This is a genomic window from Streptomyces sp. NPDC042371 (assembly GCF_056437465.1).
Window position 1 is genome coordinate 650337 of record NZ_JBWKAP010000004.1, and the last position, 18232, is coordinate 668568.

Genomic DNA, 18232 nt, shown 5'->3' on the forward strand with positions numbered 1-18232 from the left:
CCTCAGTCAAAACGCCGCGGTGTATCGCCAACATATCGAAAACCACATACGTTCCGGCAACACCGTGGCGCCTTGACTGGAGGCATGACCTACAGTGATCCGTCCCGAATCACCGTCTATGGGTGCGGCCCGGATGAGGCGGTCTTGTTCCGAGAGCTGGCGCCTTGCTTCGGCGTGACGCCGACCATCACGGACGCGCCGGTATCCGAAGCCAATATCGCACTGGCCTCTGGAAGCCGATGCATCAGCGTCGGCCACAAGACGCGCATCGCAAATTCCACTCTGCTCGCGCTCGGGCAAGCCGGTGTCACGTACATCTCCACGCGAAGCATCGGGTACGACCACATCGATGTGGAATACGCAGGTGACGTAGGCATTTCGGTCGGGAACGTCACCTACTCGCCGGACAGCGTGGCCGACTACACGCTGATGATGATGCTGATGGCGGTGCGGGATGCGAAATCCGTCCTCCGGCGCGCGGACCTCCACGACTACAGGCCGAGTGAAGCGCGCGGGAAAGAGCTGCGCGATCTCACGGTAGGGGTGATCGGGACGGGTCGCATCGGCGCTGCGGTCATCGACAGGCTGCGGGGCTTCGGCTGTCGCGTCCTCGCCCATGACAATCACCCCAAGGGTGCCGCTGAATACGTGCCGCTCGATGAACTGCTTCGGCAGAGCGACATGGTCACGCTCCACGCACCGCTTTCCGCGGCTACGCACCATCTGCTGAATTGGGAGCGTATGGAGCAGATGAAGCATGGCGCGTACATCATCAATACGGGACGGGGTGCGCTGATTGATACCGAGGCGCTGGTGTCTGCCTTGGTGAGCGGCGCCTTGGGCGGTGCCGCATTGGACGTCCTCGAGGGGGAGGAGGGCGTCTTCTACGCCGACCGTCGCAGTAGGCCCATTGAAAGCAAGGCGCTGTTGCGGCTGCAGGAACTGCCGAACGTGGTCATCAGTCCGCACATCGCCTACTACACGGATCACGCATTGAGCGACACCGTCGAGAACTCCATCATCAACTGCTTGACATTCGAAAGTGGGGGTCAGCATGGATAAGTTGAAGGTCGGGATCGTATTCGGGGGACGTTCGGAAGAGCACCCGATATCCGTCAAGTCCGCGCAGGAGGTCGCAAGGAACCTCGATGCGGAGAAGTACGAACCGTTCTACATCGGCATCACGAGGGACGGCGCCTGGAATCTCTGTGAAGGACCGGACGCGGAGTGGGAGAGCGGGAACTGCCGTCCGGCTGTGCTGTCTCCGGACAGCAGCGTGCACGGACTCCTCGTCCAGGACTCGGACCAGGGACGATGCGAGACGATCCCGCTGGACGTCGTGCTGCCCGTCCTGCACGGCAAGCTCGGCGAGGACGGCGCGATGCAGGGCTTGCTGGAGCTCTCCGGCATCCCTTACGTGGGCTGCGATGTGCAGAGTTCCGCGCTGTGCATGGACAAGTCCCTTGCGTACGTCGTCGCCGGAAGCGCGGGCATCGCCACGCCGAATTTCTGGACCCTCACGGCGGGCGAGAGCATCGATCCCGGTCGGCTCACCTATCCGGTCTTCGTGAAACCGGCCCGCTCGGGGTCGTCCTTCGGCGTCACCAAGGTGTCCGGAGAAGCGGAACTGCGGGGCGCGGTGGAGAACGCAAGGCGGTACGACTCGAAGGTGCTGATCGAAGAGACTGTCGTCGGCAGCGAGATAGGCTGCGCCGTGCTGGGGAACGAACTGGACCTGATGGTGGGCGAGGTGGACCGGATCGCCCTCTCGCACGGGTTCTTCCGCATCCATCAGGAGGACGAGCCCGAAACCGGCTCCGACAACTCGACGGCCATCGTTCCCGCCGACATTCCGGCGGAGTCGCGCTCGCTCGTCCAGGAGACCGCCAAGGCCGTGTACCGCGCCTTGGGGTGCAGGGGGCTCGCGCGCGTGGACCTGTTCCTCAAGCAGGACGGCACGGTAGTCCTCAACGAGGTCAACACGTTTCCGGGCATGACGTCGTACAGCCGTTACCCGAGGATGATGGCCGCCGCAGGGGTTCCGCTCGGTGAAGTGATCGACCGGGTGGTGTCGTTGGCGCTGACAGGGAAAATCCGGTGAAGGAGGACTTCGTCTTCGTGGACGAGGTGGCGTCCGGAATCCGCTGGGACGCCAAGTACGCCACCTGGGACAACTTCACCGGAAAGCCGGTGGACGGGTATCTGGCCAACCGGATCGTCGGCACGCGGGCTCTGTGCACGGCCCTGGAACTGGCCCGGGAGAAGGCCGAATCCATCGGCTTCGGCCTGCTGCTATGGGACGGATACCGTCCACAGCGCGCCGTCGACTGCTTCCTGCGCTGGTCGGAACAGCCGGAAGACGGCCTGACGAAGGCACGGCACTATCCGAACATCGGCAGAACCGACATGTTCGAGATGGGATTCGTCGCCGCCAAGTCGGGCCACAGCCGGGGCAGCACGGTCGACCTGACGCTCTTTGAACTGGCCACGGGCGAGCTCGCTCCCATGGGCGGCGACCACGACCTGATGGATTCCATTTCGCATCATGGGGCGAAAGGGATCACGCAGGACGAGGCGAGGAACCGTCGGCACCTTCGGTCCGTCATGGAGACGTGCGGCTTCCGTGCATACGATTCCGAGTGGTGGCACTACACCCTCCGGAACGAGCCCTACCCGGATGCCTACTTCGACTTCCCCGTCGTGTAACTGGAGCGTAGGCAGCGGGTCTCCGCGGTGTGGCCGGAATTCAATCTTGACCGCGACCGGCCGAAGTCTATGGTCTGGACTAATCGGCAGCCGTGAACCTCCGGCCCCACCGCCCCACTGCTCAACCCGCTCCACGAGAGCACTTCACGCCGCGCACCCCCATGAAGCCCTGCCCGTGAAGGAGTACGCATGGACAAGAAGCGGAAGACAGCCGCAGCGATAGGGGCCGGGCTTGCGCCCATCCTCGCCCTCACGCTGCCGACCGGCTCGGCCAGCGCGCACGGATACGTCAACGCGCCCGCCAGCCGCCAGGCGCAGTGCGCCGCGCGCACGGTGCCCTGCGGCGACATCAAGTACGAACCGCAGAGCGTCGAGGGCCCCAAGGGGCTGCGCAGCTGCAGCGGCGGCAACTCCCGGTTCGCGGAGCTGGACAACGACAGCAAGGGCTGGAAGGTCAGCGACGTCAGCAGGACGCAGACCTTCACGTGGACGTTCACCGCCCGGCACCGCACCGCGAACTACGAGTACTTCGTCGACGGCACCAAGGTGGCCACCATCGACGGCCACAACCAGCAGCCCCCGGCGACCGTCTCGCACCAAGTCGACCTCGGCAACTCCACCGGCAGGCACAAGATCCTCGCGGTGTGGAACATCGGCGACACGTCCAACGCCTTCTACGCGTGCATCGACGTCAACATCCGCTGAGGGAATCGTAGTTCAGACCGTGCTGAGCGGATGGGCCGCCGTGGCCGAGCGCGGCGGCCACGCGCGGGGCGCCAGGATGCCCAGGACGTAGGCGCGGGCGACGAGGGCGGGCCGGGTCGCCGCGCCCAGGACGTGCCGCAGCCGGCTGAGGTGGTAGTCGACCGTCTGCCGGGACAGCTTCAGCGACGTGGCGATGTCGCTGTTGCTGCTGCCCTCCGCAAGCAGCGAGAGGATGCGGATCTGTGCGGCGGTCAGCGACGGATGGGCCTCGTGGGCGAGGCTCTGGTGCGTGACGACGGCCCAGACGTGCCTGGCCCGTGAGGCGGAGTGCCCGATCGTCGTCAGGTGGAGCTGTGCGCGGCGCTGCAGCCCCTGTGCGTCCACGAGCACCGCGGATGTCTCCACCCGTCTCGTGCGGCGGGATATCAGGCCCTTCCAGCGGCGGTGCAGCCGGTCGAGGTCGGGCTCGGGCGCGAGCAGCGTGTGTGCGCGGCGGCCCACCAGGTCGTGCGGGCTGAGCTGGAACAGTTCGGCGGCCGCCGCGCTCGCCTCGATGACCCGCCCGTTCGCGGAGAGCAGCGCGCAGGGCAGTCCGCTGTGGTCACGCAGGGCCTGCAGGTTCTCCTCGGCCTCCTGCCACTGGACCGTGGCGCGCAGATGATCCGTGACGTCCACGTAGATCCCTGCGACGCAGGTCCGCGCGCTCTCCTGTACGGGGAAGCGGTGGCCCACCGCCCGGCCCGCGCTGCCGTCGTGGCGCCGGTAGCCGAGGGTGTGGCGCACCGGTGTGCCCCGGCTGAGTATCTCCTGGTCGAGGGCGCGGAACTGGTCGGCCTCCGCGGGCGCGTCGAGGTCCTCGATGTACTTGCCGACGATGCCTTCCGGGACCGTGCCGTAGAGGTGCGCGTAGGCGTGGTTGGCCCACAGATAGCGTCCGGCGCTGTCCCGTATGAAGGCGGCGGCCGGAGCGAGGTCGACGAGGTCCGCGAAGGCCGCGTATCTGCCCTGGGTCGGGCCCTCTTCAGGGTGCTGGCTCTGGTCCACAGCGGTCTCCGTCCGTATACGACTGGCTGACGCGCAGTCACATTGCTCTGGATATCCCGTACACGCCTCGCACACGCCCCGTTCTCGGCCGAAGTGCCACAGACGGGGAGCGGGCAGACTCAGGCATTTGCCTGAGTCGCGGGTGTCCACAGAGGCGTCGCGGACGTCCGGCGCCTGGTCCCCTTGAGTAAGCGGGTGAACACGCCCCGCTACGTGGACCGGAGGATTCCCCCGGGTTCGACACGGAGCGACCACGCGTCACCCACGCATCAACCGCGCATCCCGAACGCATACGGCGATCCGTAACAACGCGACGAATGGAGACGAACTTCAGTGAGCAAGGTGCTGTTAGTGCATGCCAAGGGTGGTCCGCCGCTCGGTCACGTCCTGTCCCGGACGGCCGCGAGGGCGGAAGTGCACCTGCTGGCGCTCAGCGCTCTGCCTCCCGCCGTGGCGGACCCCGCCCGGAGACTGTGCGCCTCGGTCGTCACACCCGACGACGCGCCTGGCGACACCCCTGGCGACGTCCACCCCTCCGACCTGGTGTCCCTGATCGTCTCGCGGGCCGAGGCCGTCGGCGCGGACGCGGTGCTCACCTTCTCCGAGTACGCGGTCGTGGCCGTCGCCGAGGCGTGCCAGGCGCTCGGCCTCGCGGGCGCCGGTGACGCCGCCGCGCTCGCCCGCGACAAGCGGCTGATGCGGCGCACCTGGCTCCGACACGGCCTGCCCCAGCCCGAGTTCCGCCCCGTCGCCACCGAGGCGGACCTGCACGCGGCGGCCCGTGAGCTGCCGGGACCGCTGCTCCTCAAGGCGGCCTGGAGCGCCGGGTCCACCGCGCACCAGATCATCCGCTCCCCGCACGAGGCGTCGGCCGCCTGGGCCCGCTCCCGCGACGTGATGGCCGAATCGGCCCAGCTCGGCTACGCGGAACTGCACGTGGCCGAAGCCGACGCGGACTTCGTGGTCGAGCAGATCGTCACCGGCACCGTCGCGGACTGGTTCGACGAGCCCGGCTGGGGCGACTACGTGAGCGTCGAGGGCGTCGTGGCGGACGGCACCTTCCACCCGGTCTGCCTCAGCGGCCGGATGCCCACGGTCGAGCCGTTCACCGAACGCGCGAGCATCACCCCCGCCCTCCTGCCCAAGGACGCCCAGGACCGCATCGTGGACCTGGCGCGTCGCGCGGTCGACGCCCTCGGCCTGCGCGACTGCGGAACCCACACCGAGATCAAGCTCGGCGCCGACGGCAGCATGTGGCTGATCGAGACGGCCGCCCGGTTCGGCGGCGCGATGACCGTGCCGCAGATCGAGGAGGTCTTCGGACTCGACCTTGTCGGCATGCTCGTCGACCAGCTCATCGGACGCCCGGTCGAGTGGCCGGAGCAGGCCCTCACCCCGGAGCGGGCGCGCGGCGCGGCGGGCTCCCTCGTCGTCCTCGCGGTGGACGGCGACGGCGAGGCCTGGCACGACCGCAAGGTCTGGGACTTTCCCTCCGTGTCGGCGGACATACCCCTCAGCCGGGGCAGCGAGCTCTCGGTGGTCGCGGAGAGTTCCCTCGCCGACGGCAGTGTCGTGCCGGTGTACGACCCGGCCGCGGGCGCCAACACCATGGCGGCCCTGTGCCTGCTCTCCGCCGCCACCCCGCGGACCGTGCTCCGCGACTTCGAGGCCCTGGTGGACGCCCTGCCCCAGGTGCTGCCCGCCGCCCGGCCCGAGGAGGTCCCGGCATGACCGCCCCCCTGCTCACCGGCGCCGCCGAACCGGCCACCGACCGCACGGTCGTCGGAGAGAACCTCTCCCTGCCGCTCTTCCGCACCCTCTCCGGGGTCCTTGCGGGGCATCCGTACCTCAAAGTCGTCGTCGACCGTGCCGAGAACACCTGGCACCTACTCGACACCGCCGCGCACCCCTTCCACGTCAACTACATCGCCACCCGCATCCTCGGCATGGACCTCACCGCGCTCGACGCGGACCTCGACGCGTTCAACGCCTCCGTCTACATGGACCCCGGGCGCCGCTTCCTGCTCGGTGTGCTCTCCCTGCACACCGACGAGGACGCCGAAGGCCGCGAACGCACCTTCCTCGTCCTGGAGACGACCGAAGCCGACACCATGCACGGCGAACTGCTCTCCTTCTTCTACGAGTTCGTGCGCACCCGCGTCGACGGCAGGCTCCCGCTGCTGCTCAAGCCCGCCAACCACGGGCAGGAGGAGGAGCTCGCGGCGATCAACGAGCTGAGCGTGCCGCGCATCCTCAGTCACGAGCTCTTCGGCTCCCGGGCCCGCACACCGCTCAACCCCGGCGAGGCCACCGGCCGACTGCGGTTCTTCCGCACGCACGACGAGTACGCGGCGGCGGAGAACGGGCTCGGCTGGGCGGACATCGTGGCCATGCCGTGCCTGCCGGACGACGTGCCCCGGGTGGCCGGATTCCTCAACACCGCGCCCATCACCCCGCTTTCCCACACCAACGTCCTCGCCTCGGGCTGGGGCATACCCAACGCCATCGTGCGCGACCTGGAACAGCTCGTCGAGAAGGACGGCCTGGACGGCGCATGGGTCCGCTACCGGGTGCGCGAGGACGAGATATCCCTCGAACGCCTCGACCACGAACCGGCGCTGCGCGCCCCGGCCTGGCACCAGCAGCGCATACGGCTCGAACCGCCGCTGCTCGAAGAGGCCCCCGTGCTGGCCCTGCACCGGCTGCGCAGCACCGACCGCGACCGCTACGGCACCAAGGCGGCCCACCTCGGCGAGCTGCACCACGTGCTCGACAGCCGCACGGCCGACCTGACCGCGTTCTACGGACGGCCCCGTCCGCCGCGCGAGCACCTCTACGGGCACCTCGCGGCCCGCCTCGGCCTGAGCGCGTTCCACGCGGGAGCGCCCACCGAGAGCGAACTGCGCGCCAGGGCCGCCGAGTTCGTGGCCGACGCGGTGAGCGCCCCGAACGGCGTCGCGCTGCCCTTCGCGCTCCAGCAGCGCTTCCTGGCCTCGTCCACCGTCCTGCAACAGGGCATCGGCAAGCTCAAGATGGCACTCGAACTCGACGCCACCGACGTCCTGGACTCGCTCTGCCTGCAACTCCAGCACCTGATCCGGCAGACGCCCGTCCCCGAGTCGGTCATCCGCCAGCTCAGCCAGGCATTTCCCGCCCCCGCCGGTTCGCGCGGGCGCCTGGTGGTGCGCTCCTCGTCCAACGCCGAGGACCTGCCGGGGTTCTCCGCGGCGGGCGTCTACGACTCCGTCACCACCGTCCACGGCACCGGCGAACTCCTGGACGCCGTACGCCAGGTGTGGGCCTCGCTGCTCTCGTCCCGCAGCGTGCGCCTGCGCCACCAGGTCGGCATCTCACTGGACGACACCTACATGGGCGTCATCATCCAGGAGTACGTCCCCGCCTCGCTCGGCGGCGTCCTTGTCACCTGCAATCCGACCCGCCGCGAGGACTTCCGCAACGTCTACCTCAACTGTTCCCCCGGCTCCCCGGAGCAGGTCGTCGACGGTTCGGTCCTGCCGCAGCAGTACCTGTACAACACCGTGGAAGGCGGCGGCCGCACCGTCGCCCTTGGCTCCTGGGGCGACGGGCTCTCCGCCGCGACCCGCGCCAGGCTCGCCGACCTGTCCCTGACCGGGCGGCTCCTGCAGTCCCACTTCAGCGCGAGCGACGTGGACCGGCCGCTGGACATCGAGTGGCTGATGACCGACCGGGGCGACTTCCGGCTGGTCCAGATCCGCCCGTACGCGCTGTGAGGGCCGCCTCCGGCAAGACGGGCACCACCGGCCTCACGGACACCGCCCGCCGCATCATCCACCTCAACTACGGCTTCCAGCTGCTGTTCAACCTGCTGTGGTGGATGCCGGTGTTCTACGCCTACCAGAAGGCGGCCGGGCTCTCCGACGGGCAGATCTTCGGCATCCAGAGCATCTATTACGTGGCCTTCTGCCTGTTCGAGATCCCGACCGGTCTGATCGCCGACCGGATCGGCACCCGCAACTGCCTGCGGGCCGGAGCGGTGGTCATGACGGCGGCCAACCTGGCGCCGGTGGTCAGCGCCTCGTACACCGGCTTCCTCGTCCACTTCCTGGCCATCGCCGCGGGCCGCTCGCTCACCTCGGGAGCGGCCAGCGCCTACCTGTACGACGGTCTGCGCGCCGAGAAGTGCGGCGAGCACTATCTGAAGGCGGAGGGGACCGCACGGGCGCTCGGCCTGGTGGCGAAGGTCGTGTGCTGGCCGCTGGTCGGGCCCCTGATGGCCGTGGCGCACCCGACCCCGTACGTGCTGAGCGCCGCGAGCGCGGCGGGCTCCCTCGTGTGCGCCGTCGCGTTGCCCCGCCTCGCGGGGGCGGACGGCGGCACGGAGAAGACGGACGGCGGGCGCGGGGGCGGCGCGTTCCTGCGGGACGCGGGCACCGCGCTGCGCTGTGTCGCCTCCTCGCGGTGGCTGGCCCTGGTGATGGTGCAGGGCGTGGCGATCTTCACGCTCTCCCGGATCTGCCAGGTCAACCTCTTCCAGCCGATCCTGCTCGACCACGGCATCGCGGAGGCCTCGCACGGCGGTGTGATGGCGGCGATGACGGTCGCGGAGGCGGTGGCCTCGGCCCGCCCGCAGTGGCTGAGCCGCCGCCTGCCGCCGGTCGCCTGGGTCTCGCTCCTCAGCCTCGCGCTCGCGGCCAGCCTGGCGGCCATGACGTTCGGCGGGCCGTGGGCCGTCGTCGTGCTGCTCTGCCTGTTCGCCGCCGGGACCGGCTTCGCGTACCCCATCCAGCGCAAGCTGGTGAACGACGCGGTGCCCGCGGACGCACCGCGCGCCACGCTGCTCTCCGTCGAGAGCATCGTGGACCGCGCGGTGTGTGCCCTGGCCGCGATCGCCGCGGGCGCCTATCTGGCCGCCGGGCGCCTGGACGCCCTGCTGTGGCACAGCGCGCTCGCGACCGCGGTGCTGATCGGGGTCTTCCAACTGCTGCTGCGCAGCGGGATGGTCAGGCGGGAGAGCGCAGGCCCAGGAGTTCCACCAGCCCCACCGGGAGAAACGCCGGTCGGTGCGGACGGCCGACCTGGTACGGCACGAAGCCGAGTGCGGAAGCAGCTCTGACCTCCTCGGCCGTCTCCGCCTGATAGACGACCCGGCAGTGGCCCGAACCCGCCTTCGCCCGCTGCCAGAGGGCGGGGGCCGGTTTGCGCTCCGCCTCGGTGCGCGGGGTGAGGACGCGGTCGCCGAAGTCCTGCCACGCGAAGGGCGCCGACCCCTGCCAGGTGGAGTCGACCTCCTGCCGCAGCCTGGCGGCGCGCTCGGCGTCGGTCGCGCCCCAGGAGGACGGCACGTTGGTGATCAGGCCGACCGGGATGCCGCGTGCGCGCAGGGCACGCAGATAGGTGGCGGCACCGGGCTGATAGCTGGTGCTGCCGTCGTCGGCGGTGTGCACGAGGGTCTCGCCCAGGTCGAAGTAGACGATGGGGCAAGCCCGTTCACGCGCGGCGGCCGCCGTTTTCGTGGTTTCGCCCGCGTCCTTCGGCGCCGCCGCGTTCGCCGTGGGGCCCAGCGCGGTCGACACCAGGGCCGCGCTCAGCGCGAGGATCGCCCACGCGGAGCCCTTGGAGACGTATCTGTTCATGCGTCGTCGCCCTTTCCTTGCACACACTGGTCCACCGCGCACTACCCCCGCACACCACGTGTCACTCCCGTCTCGCGGGGGCGGGGTGGAGGTCCGTCGCCCAACCGTCCGACCGGGCAGCCTTTTGCGCCGGTTCGGTATGGCTTCGGGGTGGGGGCGTGCCTTCCCTGGATGCTGGGACCGTGGACGATCACAGTGACGCATCCGATCAGCCGGGAGTCATCGGCATCGCACTCGCCGCCGTCCTGACGGCGATACTCGCGCAGGGCTCCTGGCAGTGGTTCGCCACGTACGTGGGGGCGACGCTGCTCGCGGTGATCTTCTGCTTCTACCGCCTGCCGCGGTACGTGCCGGGCCTGCGGGCCGCGTACGCGCGGAACCTGGCGGCGTACTCACTGGTCGTCGGCCTGTGCCTGTCGATCGCGCTGGCTCCCATGCTGCAGCGCTGGGCCTGGCTCTTCCCGATGCCGGGCACGCGGGACAGGTGCGGGGCGCTCGGCGCCTACGAGCGGATCCGGACGGAGGCGGCGCTCGCGAATCTGGCCGGTCGCGATGGCGCCGCCCTGGCCGACGCGCAGGCGGTCCAGAGCCATGCGGCCGTCGCCGACTGCCTGTCCGCCACGACGACCCTGTGGCTGCCCGTCTACGCGGTCGGGGCGGCCGTGCTGGTGGGCCTCACCGCGTGGTGCGTCGACCGTACGCGGGGTTCGCGGACTTCACGGGCTTCGGCGTGAGGAAGCCGGGGCCGGGCACGCAAGGTGCCCGGCCCCGGCTCTCGGTCCGCCTCAGGCGCCGGTGGGCCTGAGGCGGACGGGCAGGGTCTGGTGGCCGTTGCTGAGCAGGGAGCCGAGCGGCTTCAACTCCGCTACGGGCACGGCGAGTTCGAGCTGCGGGAAGCGGTCGAAGAGCAGGCTCAGGGCCGTGCTGACCTCCAGCCTGGCGAGCGGGGCGCCGAGGCAGAAGTGGACTCCGTGGCCGAAGGCGAGGTGCTCCTTGACCGTGCGGGTGATGTCGAAGTCGTCCGCGCTCTCACCGTGCCAGTCGGGGTGCCGGTTGGCGGCCGCGTAGGACGCGAGGATCGCCTCTCCCTTGGGGATGATCTGCCCGTCGGGCAGGGAGATGTCGTTCACCGCGTACCGCAGCGGCAGGTGCCTGACCGCCGGTTCGAAGCGCAGGGTCTCCTCGACGGCGTCGTTCCAGTCGACCTCGCCCGACCGGAGCAGCGCGAGCTGGTCGGGGTGGGTGAGCAGTTGGGTGATCGCCTGGTCGATGACGTTGACCGTCGTCTCGTACCCGGCGCTGATCATCAGCAGCAGGGTGTCGCGCAGCTCGTCCTCCGACATGCCGCCCTCCTCGTCCTCGTCGCGCGAGGTGATGAGCAGGGAGGTCATGTCGTCGCCGGGCTCGTGGCGTTTGGACTTGATGAGCAGATGCAGGGCCTCGTAGAGCGCCTTGGTGTTCGCCTCGGACTGCTCGGCGGTCAGGGTGGTGTCGAAGACGCCGTCGACGACCCGGCGGAACGCGTCCTGCTGCTCGGCCGGTACGCCCATGAGCCGGCTGATGACCGCGATGGGCAGCGGGTACGCGAGGTGCTCGCGCAGGTCGACGGTCTCGCCGGGCGGGAGGGCGTCGAGGCGGTCGAGGATGCCGGTGACGACCGTGTCTATGTTCTCCTTCAGCGCGGTGATGCGGCGGGCGCTGAAGGCGGGGGCGACCAGGCGCCGCAGACGCCGGTGGTCGGCCCCGTAGGCGGTGAACATGTTCTCCACCGCGACCCACAGGGCCAGCGGCCACCGTTGGATCGTGTCAGTGAACTCCGGCCAGTGGGCACGGGCGTCCTTGGAGACGTCCGGGCTGGTCAGCAGCTCCTTGAGCAGCTTGGGGTCGGAGACGGACCAGGCGGTCACGCCCAGGATGTCGACCCGGACCGCCTGGCCGTGCTCCCGCAACTGGCGGTGCTCGTCGTGTGCGCGGGCCCCGGTGGGGTCGAGGATGATCGGCTGCGTGGACAGGGCCATGGTGTGTCCCTTCAGACGGATGCGGAGGCGGGGAACAGGACGGGCAGTGCGGTCAGCGCCCGGTGGAACGGTCCGGGGCGCCGGACCAGCTCCTCGGGGGCGGTGGCGAGGTCCATCTCGGGCAGCGCGTCGAGCAGATGGGTGATGGCCGTCTCGGCGATGAGGTAGGCGTGCGGGCGCGCCGGGCAGGCGTGCGGCCCGGTGCTCCAGGACAGGTGGGCGCGGTTGCTCGCGGTGCGCTGGTCCCCGAGGGCGGGATCGTTGTTGCAGGCCGCCATCGAGATGACGACCGGCTGGTGCGCGGGCAGCAGGAACCCGTCGACGTCGACGGGGTGCGGCGGATAGCTGATGCAGTAGTTCGCCAGCGGCGGGTCGGTGTAGAGCACCGTGTCGAGCGCCTCGCGGACGGAGGAGCCTCCCGCGTGCAGGTCCCCGGAGAACTGGTCGTCCGTGAGGACCTTGAGGACGGTGTTGGCGATCAGGTTGGTGAGGGGCTCGATCCCGGCGCCGTAGAGCGTCACGAGCTGGTGGGCCATCTCGATGTCGTCGAGGGCCGCGTCGTGCGCGAGGAGCCGGGAGGTGATGTCGTTGCCGGGCTGCCGGTGGCGCAGGTCCACCAGGTCGGCGACCGCCTGGGACAGGATCTGGTTTCCGCTGGCGGCGTCCACGCCCTCGAAGATCTTGGCCATGCCGTCGGCGATGCGGCGGCCCATCTCGTCGGGGCAGCCGAGCAGGGCGCTCAGGACGCGGAAGGCGATCGGCCAGGCGTACTGCGTCAGCAGATCCGCCCCCTCGGCCTCGCGGAACTCGGCGATCGTCGCGTCGGCGACCTGCTCGACCAGCGTGCGCAGCTCGTGCTGGTCGACGCCGTTGATCGCGGAGCTGTTCGCCGAGCGGTAGCGGGTGTGCGCGGGACCCGACGAGCGCAGCGCGTTGGGGCGGTGCTCCATCATCGGGCGGACCGGGCAGGACGCGGGGACGGACTGCTCCCACACCCGCGGGTCGGCCGGGAACCGCAGGGGATCGTTGAGGATGCGCCGGGCCTGCGCGTAGCCGATGACGAGGGTCGCAGGCACCCCGGGGACGAGGTCCACCGGGACGAACGGCCCGAACTCGTCCCGCATCCGTGCGTACGCGGTGTGCGGGTCGGCCGCGAACTCGGCCTCGTGCAGGGCGATCCGGCGCTCGGGCGCCGTTTCGATCGTGGTCGGGCTGGTCACGGGCGGGGCTCCAAAACAGGTGCGTGCAACTCGGTCAGGTACTCGCAGAGGGTGATCAGGGCCAGCACGCTGGAGGTGCCGTCCCGCGCGTCACACGTCGTCAGCGGCGTGCGCGGGTCCAGGTCGAGGGCCTGACGGATCTCGTCCAGGTCGTAGTGCGGCGCCCCGTCGAACAGGTTGATCGCCACGGCGTACGGCGTGCCCTGCTCCTCGTGGAGGGCGAGGATCTCGAAGGAGGCCTCCAGATTGCGGGTGTCGACCAGGACCAGCGCGCCGAGCGCCCCCTCGGTCAGCCCCGCCCACATGGGGCGGAAACGGCCCTGGCCGGGCGTGCCGAACAGATACAGCACGAGGGCGTCGCTGAGGTGCAGGCGCCCGAAGTCCATGCCGACCGTCGTGGTCGTCTTCCGCGGGGTGCGCGCCAGATCGTCCACCCCGGCACTGGCCTCGGTGATCCGTTCCTCCATGCGCAACGGCGGGATCTGGGAAGCGCTGCCCACGAACGTCGTCTTGCCGACGGCGAAGCTCCCGGAGATCACGATCTTCGCGGACCGGGTCACGCCGCGTGGCACATAGACGAGGCCGTCAGACGATGGCGCGGAGACCACGCAGTACCTCCTGGAGCAGATCGGTTTGTGGTTGGTCCTCAACCGCGGCGACAGGGCGGGTCAACAGGCCCTCGTCGATGAGGGTGGAGACGAGGATGCGTACCGTGGAAGGAGGGAACTCCAGGGCGGCCGCGATGTCCGCGACCGCCAGGCCCCCGCCTTGGGAGTGGGTGAACAGGCCCATCACCCGCCGGGCGTCCGCGCCCAGGCCTTCCTTGGACCCGCTCGCGGCGAGCACCACGGTCTCCAGGCGCACATCCGGATCGGCGTGAATGCGCCCGTCGGTACGGACGTAGGGCCTGACCAGGTCCGGGTCCCGCCGCGGCCCGCTCACCTCGTCGGCAGGCCGAGCTCGGAAGGCTGCCGCGGCGCGACCTTCATCTCATGGCCCACCCGCTGGGCCAGCTCCAGCATGTGATGGGTGATCAGGCCGATGTCGGCATCGGGGCCGCTGGTCTGCACCGACAGCATGGTGTTGCCGCCGGCCTGGGTGATCAGCCCCACGTGGTTGGTGAGCTCGATCAGCGCCTGCCGGGTGCCCCCGCCGCCGGTCTCCTCGTCATAGGCCAGCGCGGCGGCGCGGACGGCCGCGGTGATCGCCGCGAACTTCTCCGCCTCGTCCTGTCCGATCCCGGCCGTCCGGGAGTGCAGCAGACCGTCGGAGCTCATCAGCACCGCGTGCTGGACGCCGTCGATGGACCCCAGCGCGCGGTCCAGCAGCCAGCCAAGTTCGTTGCCGGTGGTCACGGTCATGCTCCTTCTTGCGTGGTGGACGGGTCTTCGGTGCGCGCGCTGCGCGTGCCCTTCGCCCAGGCGGCGGCGATGGAGGGACGCCCCGGCGCCGGCGCTCCGGCCTCGGACGACGACGGGCGCGGGCTCGCGGCAGCGGTCGTCCGCCTCCGGACGGCCAGCCCACTGGCGGTGGTGCGCCTGGGGGGCTCGGCGACGGGCACGGGTGCGGGCGCAGGCGTGGGAGCGGGCACGGAGACGGGCGCGGGAGCGGGAGCGGGCGGGGCAGACGTGGTCAGCAGGCTCTTGGGGATGAACATGTACACGCGCGTGCCACCGAAGGGGTTCGGCGCCTCCAGGTCGATCCGGAACCCGTAGTCACCTGCGAGGGCGGCCGCCGCCCGCAGACCCGTCTGCGGATGCGCGCCGAGCTGGTTGATGTCGTCGCGGCGGACACCCGTGAGGATCTCCCTGGCCCACGTCAACTGCTCCTCGTTCATGCGCAGACCGGCGTCGTCGACGATGACCGATACCCCGTGGTGCCCCTCCTGGAAGGCGACGTGCACCCGGGCGGAGGAGGGGGAGTAGCGCACCGCGTTGTCCAGGAGCACCGCCAGCGCGTGGACGATGGGCCCGACCGCCCGGCTGGTCACCGTGACGCCCAGCTCCTGGTGCTCGACCCGCTCGTACTCCTCGATGCTGCCCATCGCGGCCCGCACCACATCGGTCATCGGGGTGGCGGGCCAGCGGCGCGACAGCTTGCCGCCGGAGAGGACCACGTAGTTCTGGGCGACGAGCAGCATCTGCTGCGTGGGGTGATCGATGCCGACCAACGTCTCGTACGCCTCACCGCCCTCGTGTCGCCGCACGCCCTGGCTCACCCGCTGGCTGAGCTTCGAGGCCATGCCCACCATCGCGGAGGAGACGGCACGCACAGCGGCCCGGCTGGAGTCCTCGGCGCTCTGGCGCGCGCGGGAGGCCTCGCCCTGCGCGCCCTCGCGCGCCTCGGCGATCTGGGCGCTCGTGCTGGTCTGCGCGTCGTACTGGACCTTGCGCACCGTGTGCGCCGCGGAATCGGCAAGCTCCGTCAGCCGCTGCGCCAGTGAGGTGTTCACCAGGGCCTCGGGCAGTTCGATGTCCACGCCGTGGCCCGTGCCCAGCCGCTCCGCCTCGGTTCCCAGCCTGGGGATCACGCCTCCGGCGAGCTGTGCGAGCACGTGCTCGGTGGCGTGCTGCCGTCTGGCGATCTCCTCGGCCTGTCCGCGAAGGCGGCCGTTCTCGGCGCGCTCGCCTCGGAGCTGGTCCCAGAACCGCCAGGCCGTGCCGCCGGCGGCCAGGGCCAGTACCGAGGGCACCACGGTGGTGGCCTGTATGAGGTCTGTCATCACGTCCTCAAGGTGTCAAAGGGGGGAGGCGGCCGTGTGCCGCCGACTGGACGGGGTGACTGCGGCCGGAGCGGGACGGGCCGTGGCCGACATCACGTCCGGGCCGAGGTGCCACCCGGTGCATGCGATCCGCCATGGCACGCATGGCCGCCGGGTGGGGTGGAGCGGGTGCCAACTACGAGAGGAGCCGCATGGGTTGGCGTACGCCTCTGGGAGCCGACCGGGCAGGGGGCGGGACCGGGGAGCCGAGCCGGTGGCCGCATCGAGACCTCGTCGGGGGTCCGACCTGTCTCACCGTACTCATCGATACGTCCTGGCTTCCCTAGGCTGCGGTGGGCTTTCCACGGCATGCATTTTCAGCCAAATGGCTGTTAAAAACAGCCAGTTGGCTTCCGCTTGGCAACCGTATCTTGTCGTGTCCATCGCTCGGGGTCCAGATGACCTTGCGGACCCGCGGGTGCATTCGGGGTGGCTGTTCGGGGGACTGTGATCCGTCAGCGTCTAGGCTTCGAGGCATGGAGCAGCGCGAGATCATGCAAAGAGTCGTCGGCATCCTGACCGAGGCGCTTGAGATGCGCCGACAGGCACGCGAGAACCCGGACGGCGAGATCGACAACAGCGGTGCGGTGGGCGCGATGCTCGAGGAGATGCTGCCGCCCATCGAGATCCCCGCCGACGCCACGCCGATCGAGGTCGCCGCGGTGGTGGGCCAGGAGCTGGGTCCCGTCATCGAGCAGATCACGTCCGCCTTCGCCCTCTCCTTCGCGCAGCTCGCCGAAGTCCATGACGAGGGGCGTACGGACGTGACGTCCGCGGATGTGCTGCGTTCCATCGCGCTGCACTTCGAGAACGAGGAGCACGAGGACGGGGAGTAGGGGGCGTGGGCGGCCGGAGCCTCTGACGCGTAAGGTGCTGTTTCGATCAGCACCTGTTACGTGTGGAGGTCGCGTGGATACCGGGATTGTTCGGGCGTGGGTCGACGGGTGGGTCATCTCACGCGGGGCCGCGCCCCCGGTGGAGGAGCCCTGGGGGTTCACGGTCGACGTCGGCCTGCCCCAGCAAGTGACCCGGCACGTCCTGCCCGACGCCGACGAGGCGATCGTCCGCAGGGTCCTGGAGAAGGCCACGGCTCCCGGCACGTGGCTCAAGCTGTTCACGTCCGCGGAGACCGTCGCCCCCTGGCTCACCCCCGGCTGGACCATCGACGACCCCCACTTCCTGATGTCGACGACCCTGCGCCCGTCCACGGCGGACGTCCCCGTCGGCTACCAAGTGCGCACGTGGAGCCGGGGCGACGTCGCCCGCGTCCTCGTCCTGGCCGCCGACGGCGGCTTTGCCGCCCGCGGCCAGGCCGCAGGACCCACGCGCACCGGTGCCGTCGTCTTCGACCAGATAGAGACGTCCCCCGCGCACCGTCGCCGGGGCCTGGGGCGCGCGGTCATGCACACCTTGGCGAACGAGGCGATCAGGGCGGGCGCCAGGACCGGCGTGCTCGGCGCGACGGTCGAGGGGCGCGGCCTCTACGAATCGCTCGGCTGGACCACGGAGGCGCCGCTCACCAGCATCTGCCGTACGTCGTCCGGCGCCGAAACCGCTTGAGATGCCGCCGTACGTTGGGCAAGGTCTCCGCCCATGGAGTTCTTCTGCTACCACCGCGACCGGCCCGGCTCCCTCTCCTTGCGCGAGAAGCTGGGGGAGGAGCACTGGTCGTACATGGACGGGTATGCCGAGGAGTTGATCGCCCGCGGCCCGACCTTCGCCGAGGACGGCGAGACGCCCACCGGCAGCGTGCACATCGTCGACCTGCCGGACCCTGCCGCCGCCCGCGCGTTCGCCTTCGACGAGCCCAACTACCAGGCCGGTGCGTACCGGGACGTGCTGCTGCGCCGGTGGCGCAACATGCTGGGGCGCACCATGTGGGAGTTCCCCGGTGGCAGGACCGGCGGCAACCGGTACCTGGTGATCGGCCTCGCCCCGGAGCCGTCCGCCGAACTCGCCGACCTCGCCGTGCCGCCCGACCGGGACGAGCTGGTCGCGTACGGGCCGCTGCTGTCCGACGACGGCGCCACCTGGCTGGGTACGGCGGTGCTGCTCCGGGCCCCGGACCCGGACACGGCACGCGCCGTCCTGTCCCCGGGCCGGTACGCCGACATCGAGGTCCACGACTGGGAGTTCGGCGGACGACGCTGACCCTGCGCCGGT

At 70.2% G+C, this 18232-nt stretch carries 19 protein-coding genes; 11 read left to right on the top strand and 8 right to left on the bottom strand.

Going from position 1 to position 18232, the window contains the following annotated elements; genetic code table 11:
* Window positions 1-84: 84 nt before the first annotated feature.
* The 4 genes from AC068B_RS15705 (at window position 85) to AC068B_RS15720 (ending at window position 3411) form a co-directional block, all read left to right on the top strand.
* Window positions 85-1062, top strand: coding sequence for a D-isomer specific 2-hydroxyacid dehydrogenase family protein (locus AC068B_RS15705; RefSeq protein ID WP_478671981.1), 978 nt, complete (start codon window positions 85-87; stop codon window positions 1060-1062).
* Complete coding sequence (gene vanA-Sc, locus AC068B_RS15710) at window positions 1055-2101, top strand: D-alanine--(R)-lactate ligase VanA-Sc (RefSeq protein WP_478671982.1); 1047 nt, start codon at window positions 1055-1057, stop codon at window positions 2099-2101. Before AC068B_RS15705 ends, vanA-Sc begins: the two co-directional genes overlap by 8 nt.
* Window positions 2098-2706 carry a D-Ala-D-Ala dipeptidase VanX gene (gene vanX / locus AC068B_RS15715; protein WP_478671983.1) on the top strand — a complete coding sequence of 203 codons (609 nt, stop codon included), beginning with the start codon at window positions 2098-2100 and terminating at the stop codon, window positions 2704-2706. Before vanA-Sc ends, vanX begins: the two co-directional genes overlap by 4 nt.
* Before the next feature lie 189 nt (window positions 2707-2895).
* Complete coding sequence (locus AC068B_RS15720) at window positions 2896-3411, top strand: lytic polysaccharide monooxygenase auxiliary activity family 9 protein (protein WP_478671984.1); 516 nt, start codon at window positions 2896-2898, stop codon at window positions 3409-3411.
* A gap of 12 nt (window positions 3412-3423) precedes the next feature.
* On the opposite strand, the gene AC068B_RS15725 is transcribed toward AC068B_RS15720, so the two are convergent.
* Complete coding sequence (locus AC068B_RS15725; protein ID WP_478671985.1) at window positions 3424-4455, bottom strand: PAS domain S-box protein; 1032 nt, start codon at window positions 4453-4455, stop codon at window positions 3424-3426.
* 342 nt (window positions 4456-4797) lie between these two features.
* Here AC068B_RS15725 and AC068B_RS15730 point away from each other — a divergent pair, with 342 nt between their 5' ends.
* The 3 genes from AC068B_RS15730 to AC068B_RS15740 are packed head-to-tail and all read left to right on the top strand — an operon-like array spanning window position 4798 to window position 9550.
* Window positions 4798-6186, top strand: a complete 1389-nt coding sequence (locus tag AC068B_RS15730; RefSeq protein ID WP_478671987.1) for an ATP-grasp domain-containing protein — start codon at window positions 4798-4800, stop codon at window positions 6184-6186.
* Entirely contained in the window at window positions 6183-8207 is a 2025-nt protein-coding gene (locus AC068B_RS15735) for a PEP/pyruvate-binding domain-containing protein (RefSeq protein WP_478671988.1), read from the top strand. Before AC068B_RS15730 ends, AC068B_RS15735 begins: the two co-directional genes overlap by 4 nt.
* A complete protein-coding gene (locus AC068B_RS15740) occupies window positions 8204-9550 on the top strand; it encodes an MFS transporter (RefSeq protein WP_478671989.1) in 1347 nt (448 codons plus the stop codon). Before AC068B_RS15735 ends, AC068B_RS15740 begins: the two co-directional genes overlap by 4 nt.
* Here the strand turns inward: AC068B_RS15740 and AC068B_RS15745 are convergent.
* Window positions 9438-10070: an HAD family hydrolase gene (locus AC068B_RS15745; protein WP_478671991.1), complete on the bottom strand. Its 633-nt coding sequence runs from the start codon at window positions 10068-10070 to the stop codon at window positions 9438-9440. The two genes, AC068B_RS15740 and AC068B_RS15745, sit on opposite strands and share 113 nt — an antisense overlap.
* A gap of 182 nt (window positions 10071-10252) precedes the next feature.
* On the opposite strand from AC068B_RS15745, the gene AC068B_RS15750 reads away from it, so the two are divergent.
* A complete protein-coding gene (locus AC068B_RS15750) occupies window positions 10253-10804 on the top strand; it encodes a hypothetical protein (RefSeq protein WP_478671992.1) in 552 nt (183 codons plus the stop codon).
* A gap of 51 nt (window positions 10805-10855) precedes the next feature.
* Here the strand turns inward: AC068B_RS15750 and AC068B_RS15755 are convergent, their stop codons facing one another.
* The 6 genes from AC068B_RS15755 to AC068B_RS15780 are packed head-to-tail and all read right to left on the bottom strand — an operon-like array spanning window position 10856 to window position 16030.
* Window positions 10856-12088, bottom strand: coding sequence for a cytochrome P450 family protein (locus tag AC068B_RS15755; RefSeq protein ID WP_478671993.1), 1233 nt, complete (start codon window positions 12086-12088; stop codon window positions 10856-10858).
* An 11-nt stretch (window positions 12089-12099) separates the two neighbouring features.
* The gene (locus AC068B_RS15760) at window positions 12100-13308 is read right to left on the bottom strand and encodes a cytochrome P450 (protein ID WP_478671995.1); all 1209 of its coding nucleotides are present in this window, start codon (window positions 13306-13308) and stop codon (window positions 12100-12102) included.
* A complete protein-coding gene (locus tag AC068B_RS15765) occupies window positions 13305-13916 on the bottom strand; it encodes a GTP-binding protein (RefSeq protein WP_478671996.1) in 612 nt (203 codons plus the stop codon). The genes AC068B_RS15760 and AC068B_RS15765 overlap by 4 nt, the downstream gene beginning before the upstream one ends.
* On the bottom strand, window positions 13894-14250 hold the full coding sequence (locus AC068B_RS15770) for a DUF742 domain-containing protein (RefSeq protein ID WP_478671997.1): 357 nt from the start codon (window positions 14248-14250) through the stop codon (window positions 13894-13896). Before AC068B_RS15770 ends, AC068B_RS15765 begins: the two co-directional genes overlap by 23 nt.
* Window positions 14247-14669 (bottom strand): roadblock/LC7 domain-containing protein, encoded by a 423-nt coding sequence (locus AC068B_RS15775; RefSeq protein WP_356260043.1) that lies wholly within the window; start codon window positions 14667-14669, stop codon window positions 14247-14249. The genes AC068B_RS15770 and AC068B_RS15775 overlap by 4 nt, the downstream gene beginning before the upstream one ends.
* Complete coding sequence (locus AC068B_RS15780) at window positions 14666-16030, bottom strand: ATP-binding protein (protein WP_478671998.1); 1365 nt, start codon at window positions 16028-16030, stop codon at window positions 14666-14668. Before AC068B_RS15780 ends, AC068B_RS15775 begins: the two co-directional genes overlap by 4 nt.
* A 515-nt stretch (window positions 16031-16545) precedes the next feature.
* Between AC068B_RS15780 and AC068B_RS15785 the strand changes: the two genes are divergently transcribed.
* The 3 genes from AC068B_RS15785 to AC068B_RS15795 all read left to right on the top strand — a co-directional run bounded on the left by AC068B_RS15785 (window position 16546) and on the right by AC068B_RS15795 (window position 18220).
* Window positions 16546-16905: a hypothetical protein gene (locus AC068B_RS15785; RefSeq protein WP_356260048.1), complete on the top strand. Its 360-nt coding sequence runs from the start codon at window positions 16546-16548 to the stop codon at window positions 16903-16905.
* 73 nt (window positions 16906-16978) lie between these two features.
* The gene (locus tag AC068B_RS15790) at window positions 16979-17629 is read left to right on the top strand and encodes a GNAT family N-acetyltransferase (protein ID WP_478672000.1); all 651 of its coding nucleotides are present in this window, start codon (window positions 16979-16981) and stop codon (window positions 17627-17629) included.
* Window positions 17630-17662: 33 nt separating this feature from the next.
* Entirely contained in the window at window positions 17663-18220 is a 558-nt protein-coding gene (locus AC068B_RS15795; protein ID WP_478672001.1) for a YciI family protein, read from the top strand.
* Window positions 18221-18232 lie beyond the last annotated feature (12 nt).

What these genes read in the sequence shown, in the direction of transcription:
- AC068B_RS15720 (WP_478671984.1), top strand. Translation starts at nt 2,896, where the DNA reads ATGGACAAGAAGCGGAAGACAGCCGCAGCGATAGGGGCCGGGCTTGCG.
- AC068B_RS15745 (WP_478671991.1), bottom strand. Translation starts at nt 10,070, where the DNA reads ATGAACAGATACGTCTCCAAGGGCTCCGCGTGGGCGATCCTCGCGCTG.
- AC068B_RS15795 (WP_478672001.1), top strand. Translation starts at nt 17,663, where the DNA reads ATGGAGTTCTTCTGCTACCACCGCGACCGGCCCGGCTCCCTCTCCTTG.
- AC068B_RS15780 (WP_478671998.1), bottom strand. Translation starts at nt 16,030, where the DNA reads ATGACAGACCTCATACAGGCCACCACCGTGGTGCCCTCGGTACTGGCC.
- AC068B_RS15785 (WP_356260048.1), top strand. Translation starts at nt 16,546, where the DNA reads ATGGAGCAGCGCGAGATCATGCAAAGAGTCGTCGGCATCCTGACCGAG.
- AC068B_RS15735 (WP_478671988.1), top strand. Translation starts at nt 6,183, where the DNA reads ATGACCGCCCCCCTGCTCACCGGCGCCGCCGAACCGGCCACCGACCGC.
- AC068B_RS15705 (WP_478671981.1), top strand. Translation starts at nt 85, where the DNA reads ATGACCTACAGTGATCCGTCCCGAATCACCGTCTATGGGTGCGGCCCG.
- AC068B_RS15755 (WP_478671993.1), bottom strand. Translation starts at nt 12,088, where the DNA reads ATGGCCCTGTCCACGCAGCCGATCATCCTCGACCCCACCGGGGCCCGC.
- vanA-Sc (WP_478671982.1), top strand. Translation starts at nt 1,055, where the DNA reads ATGGATAAGTTGAAGGTCGGGATCGTATTCGGGGGACGTTCGGAAGAG.
- AC068B_RS15775 (WP_356260043.1), bottom strand. Translation starts at nt 14,669, where the DNA reads ATGACCGTGACCACCGGCAACGAACTTGGCTGGCTGCTGGACCGCGCG.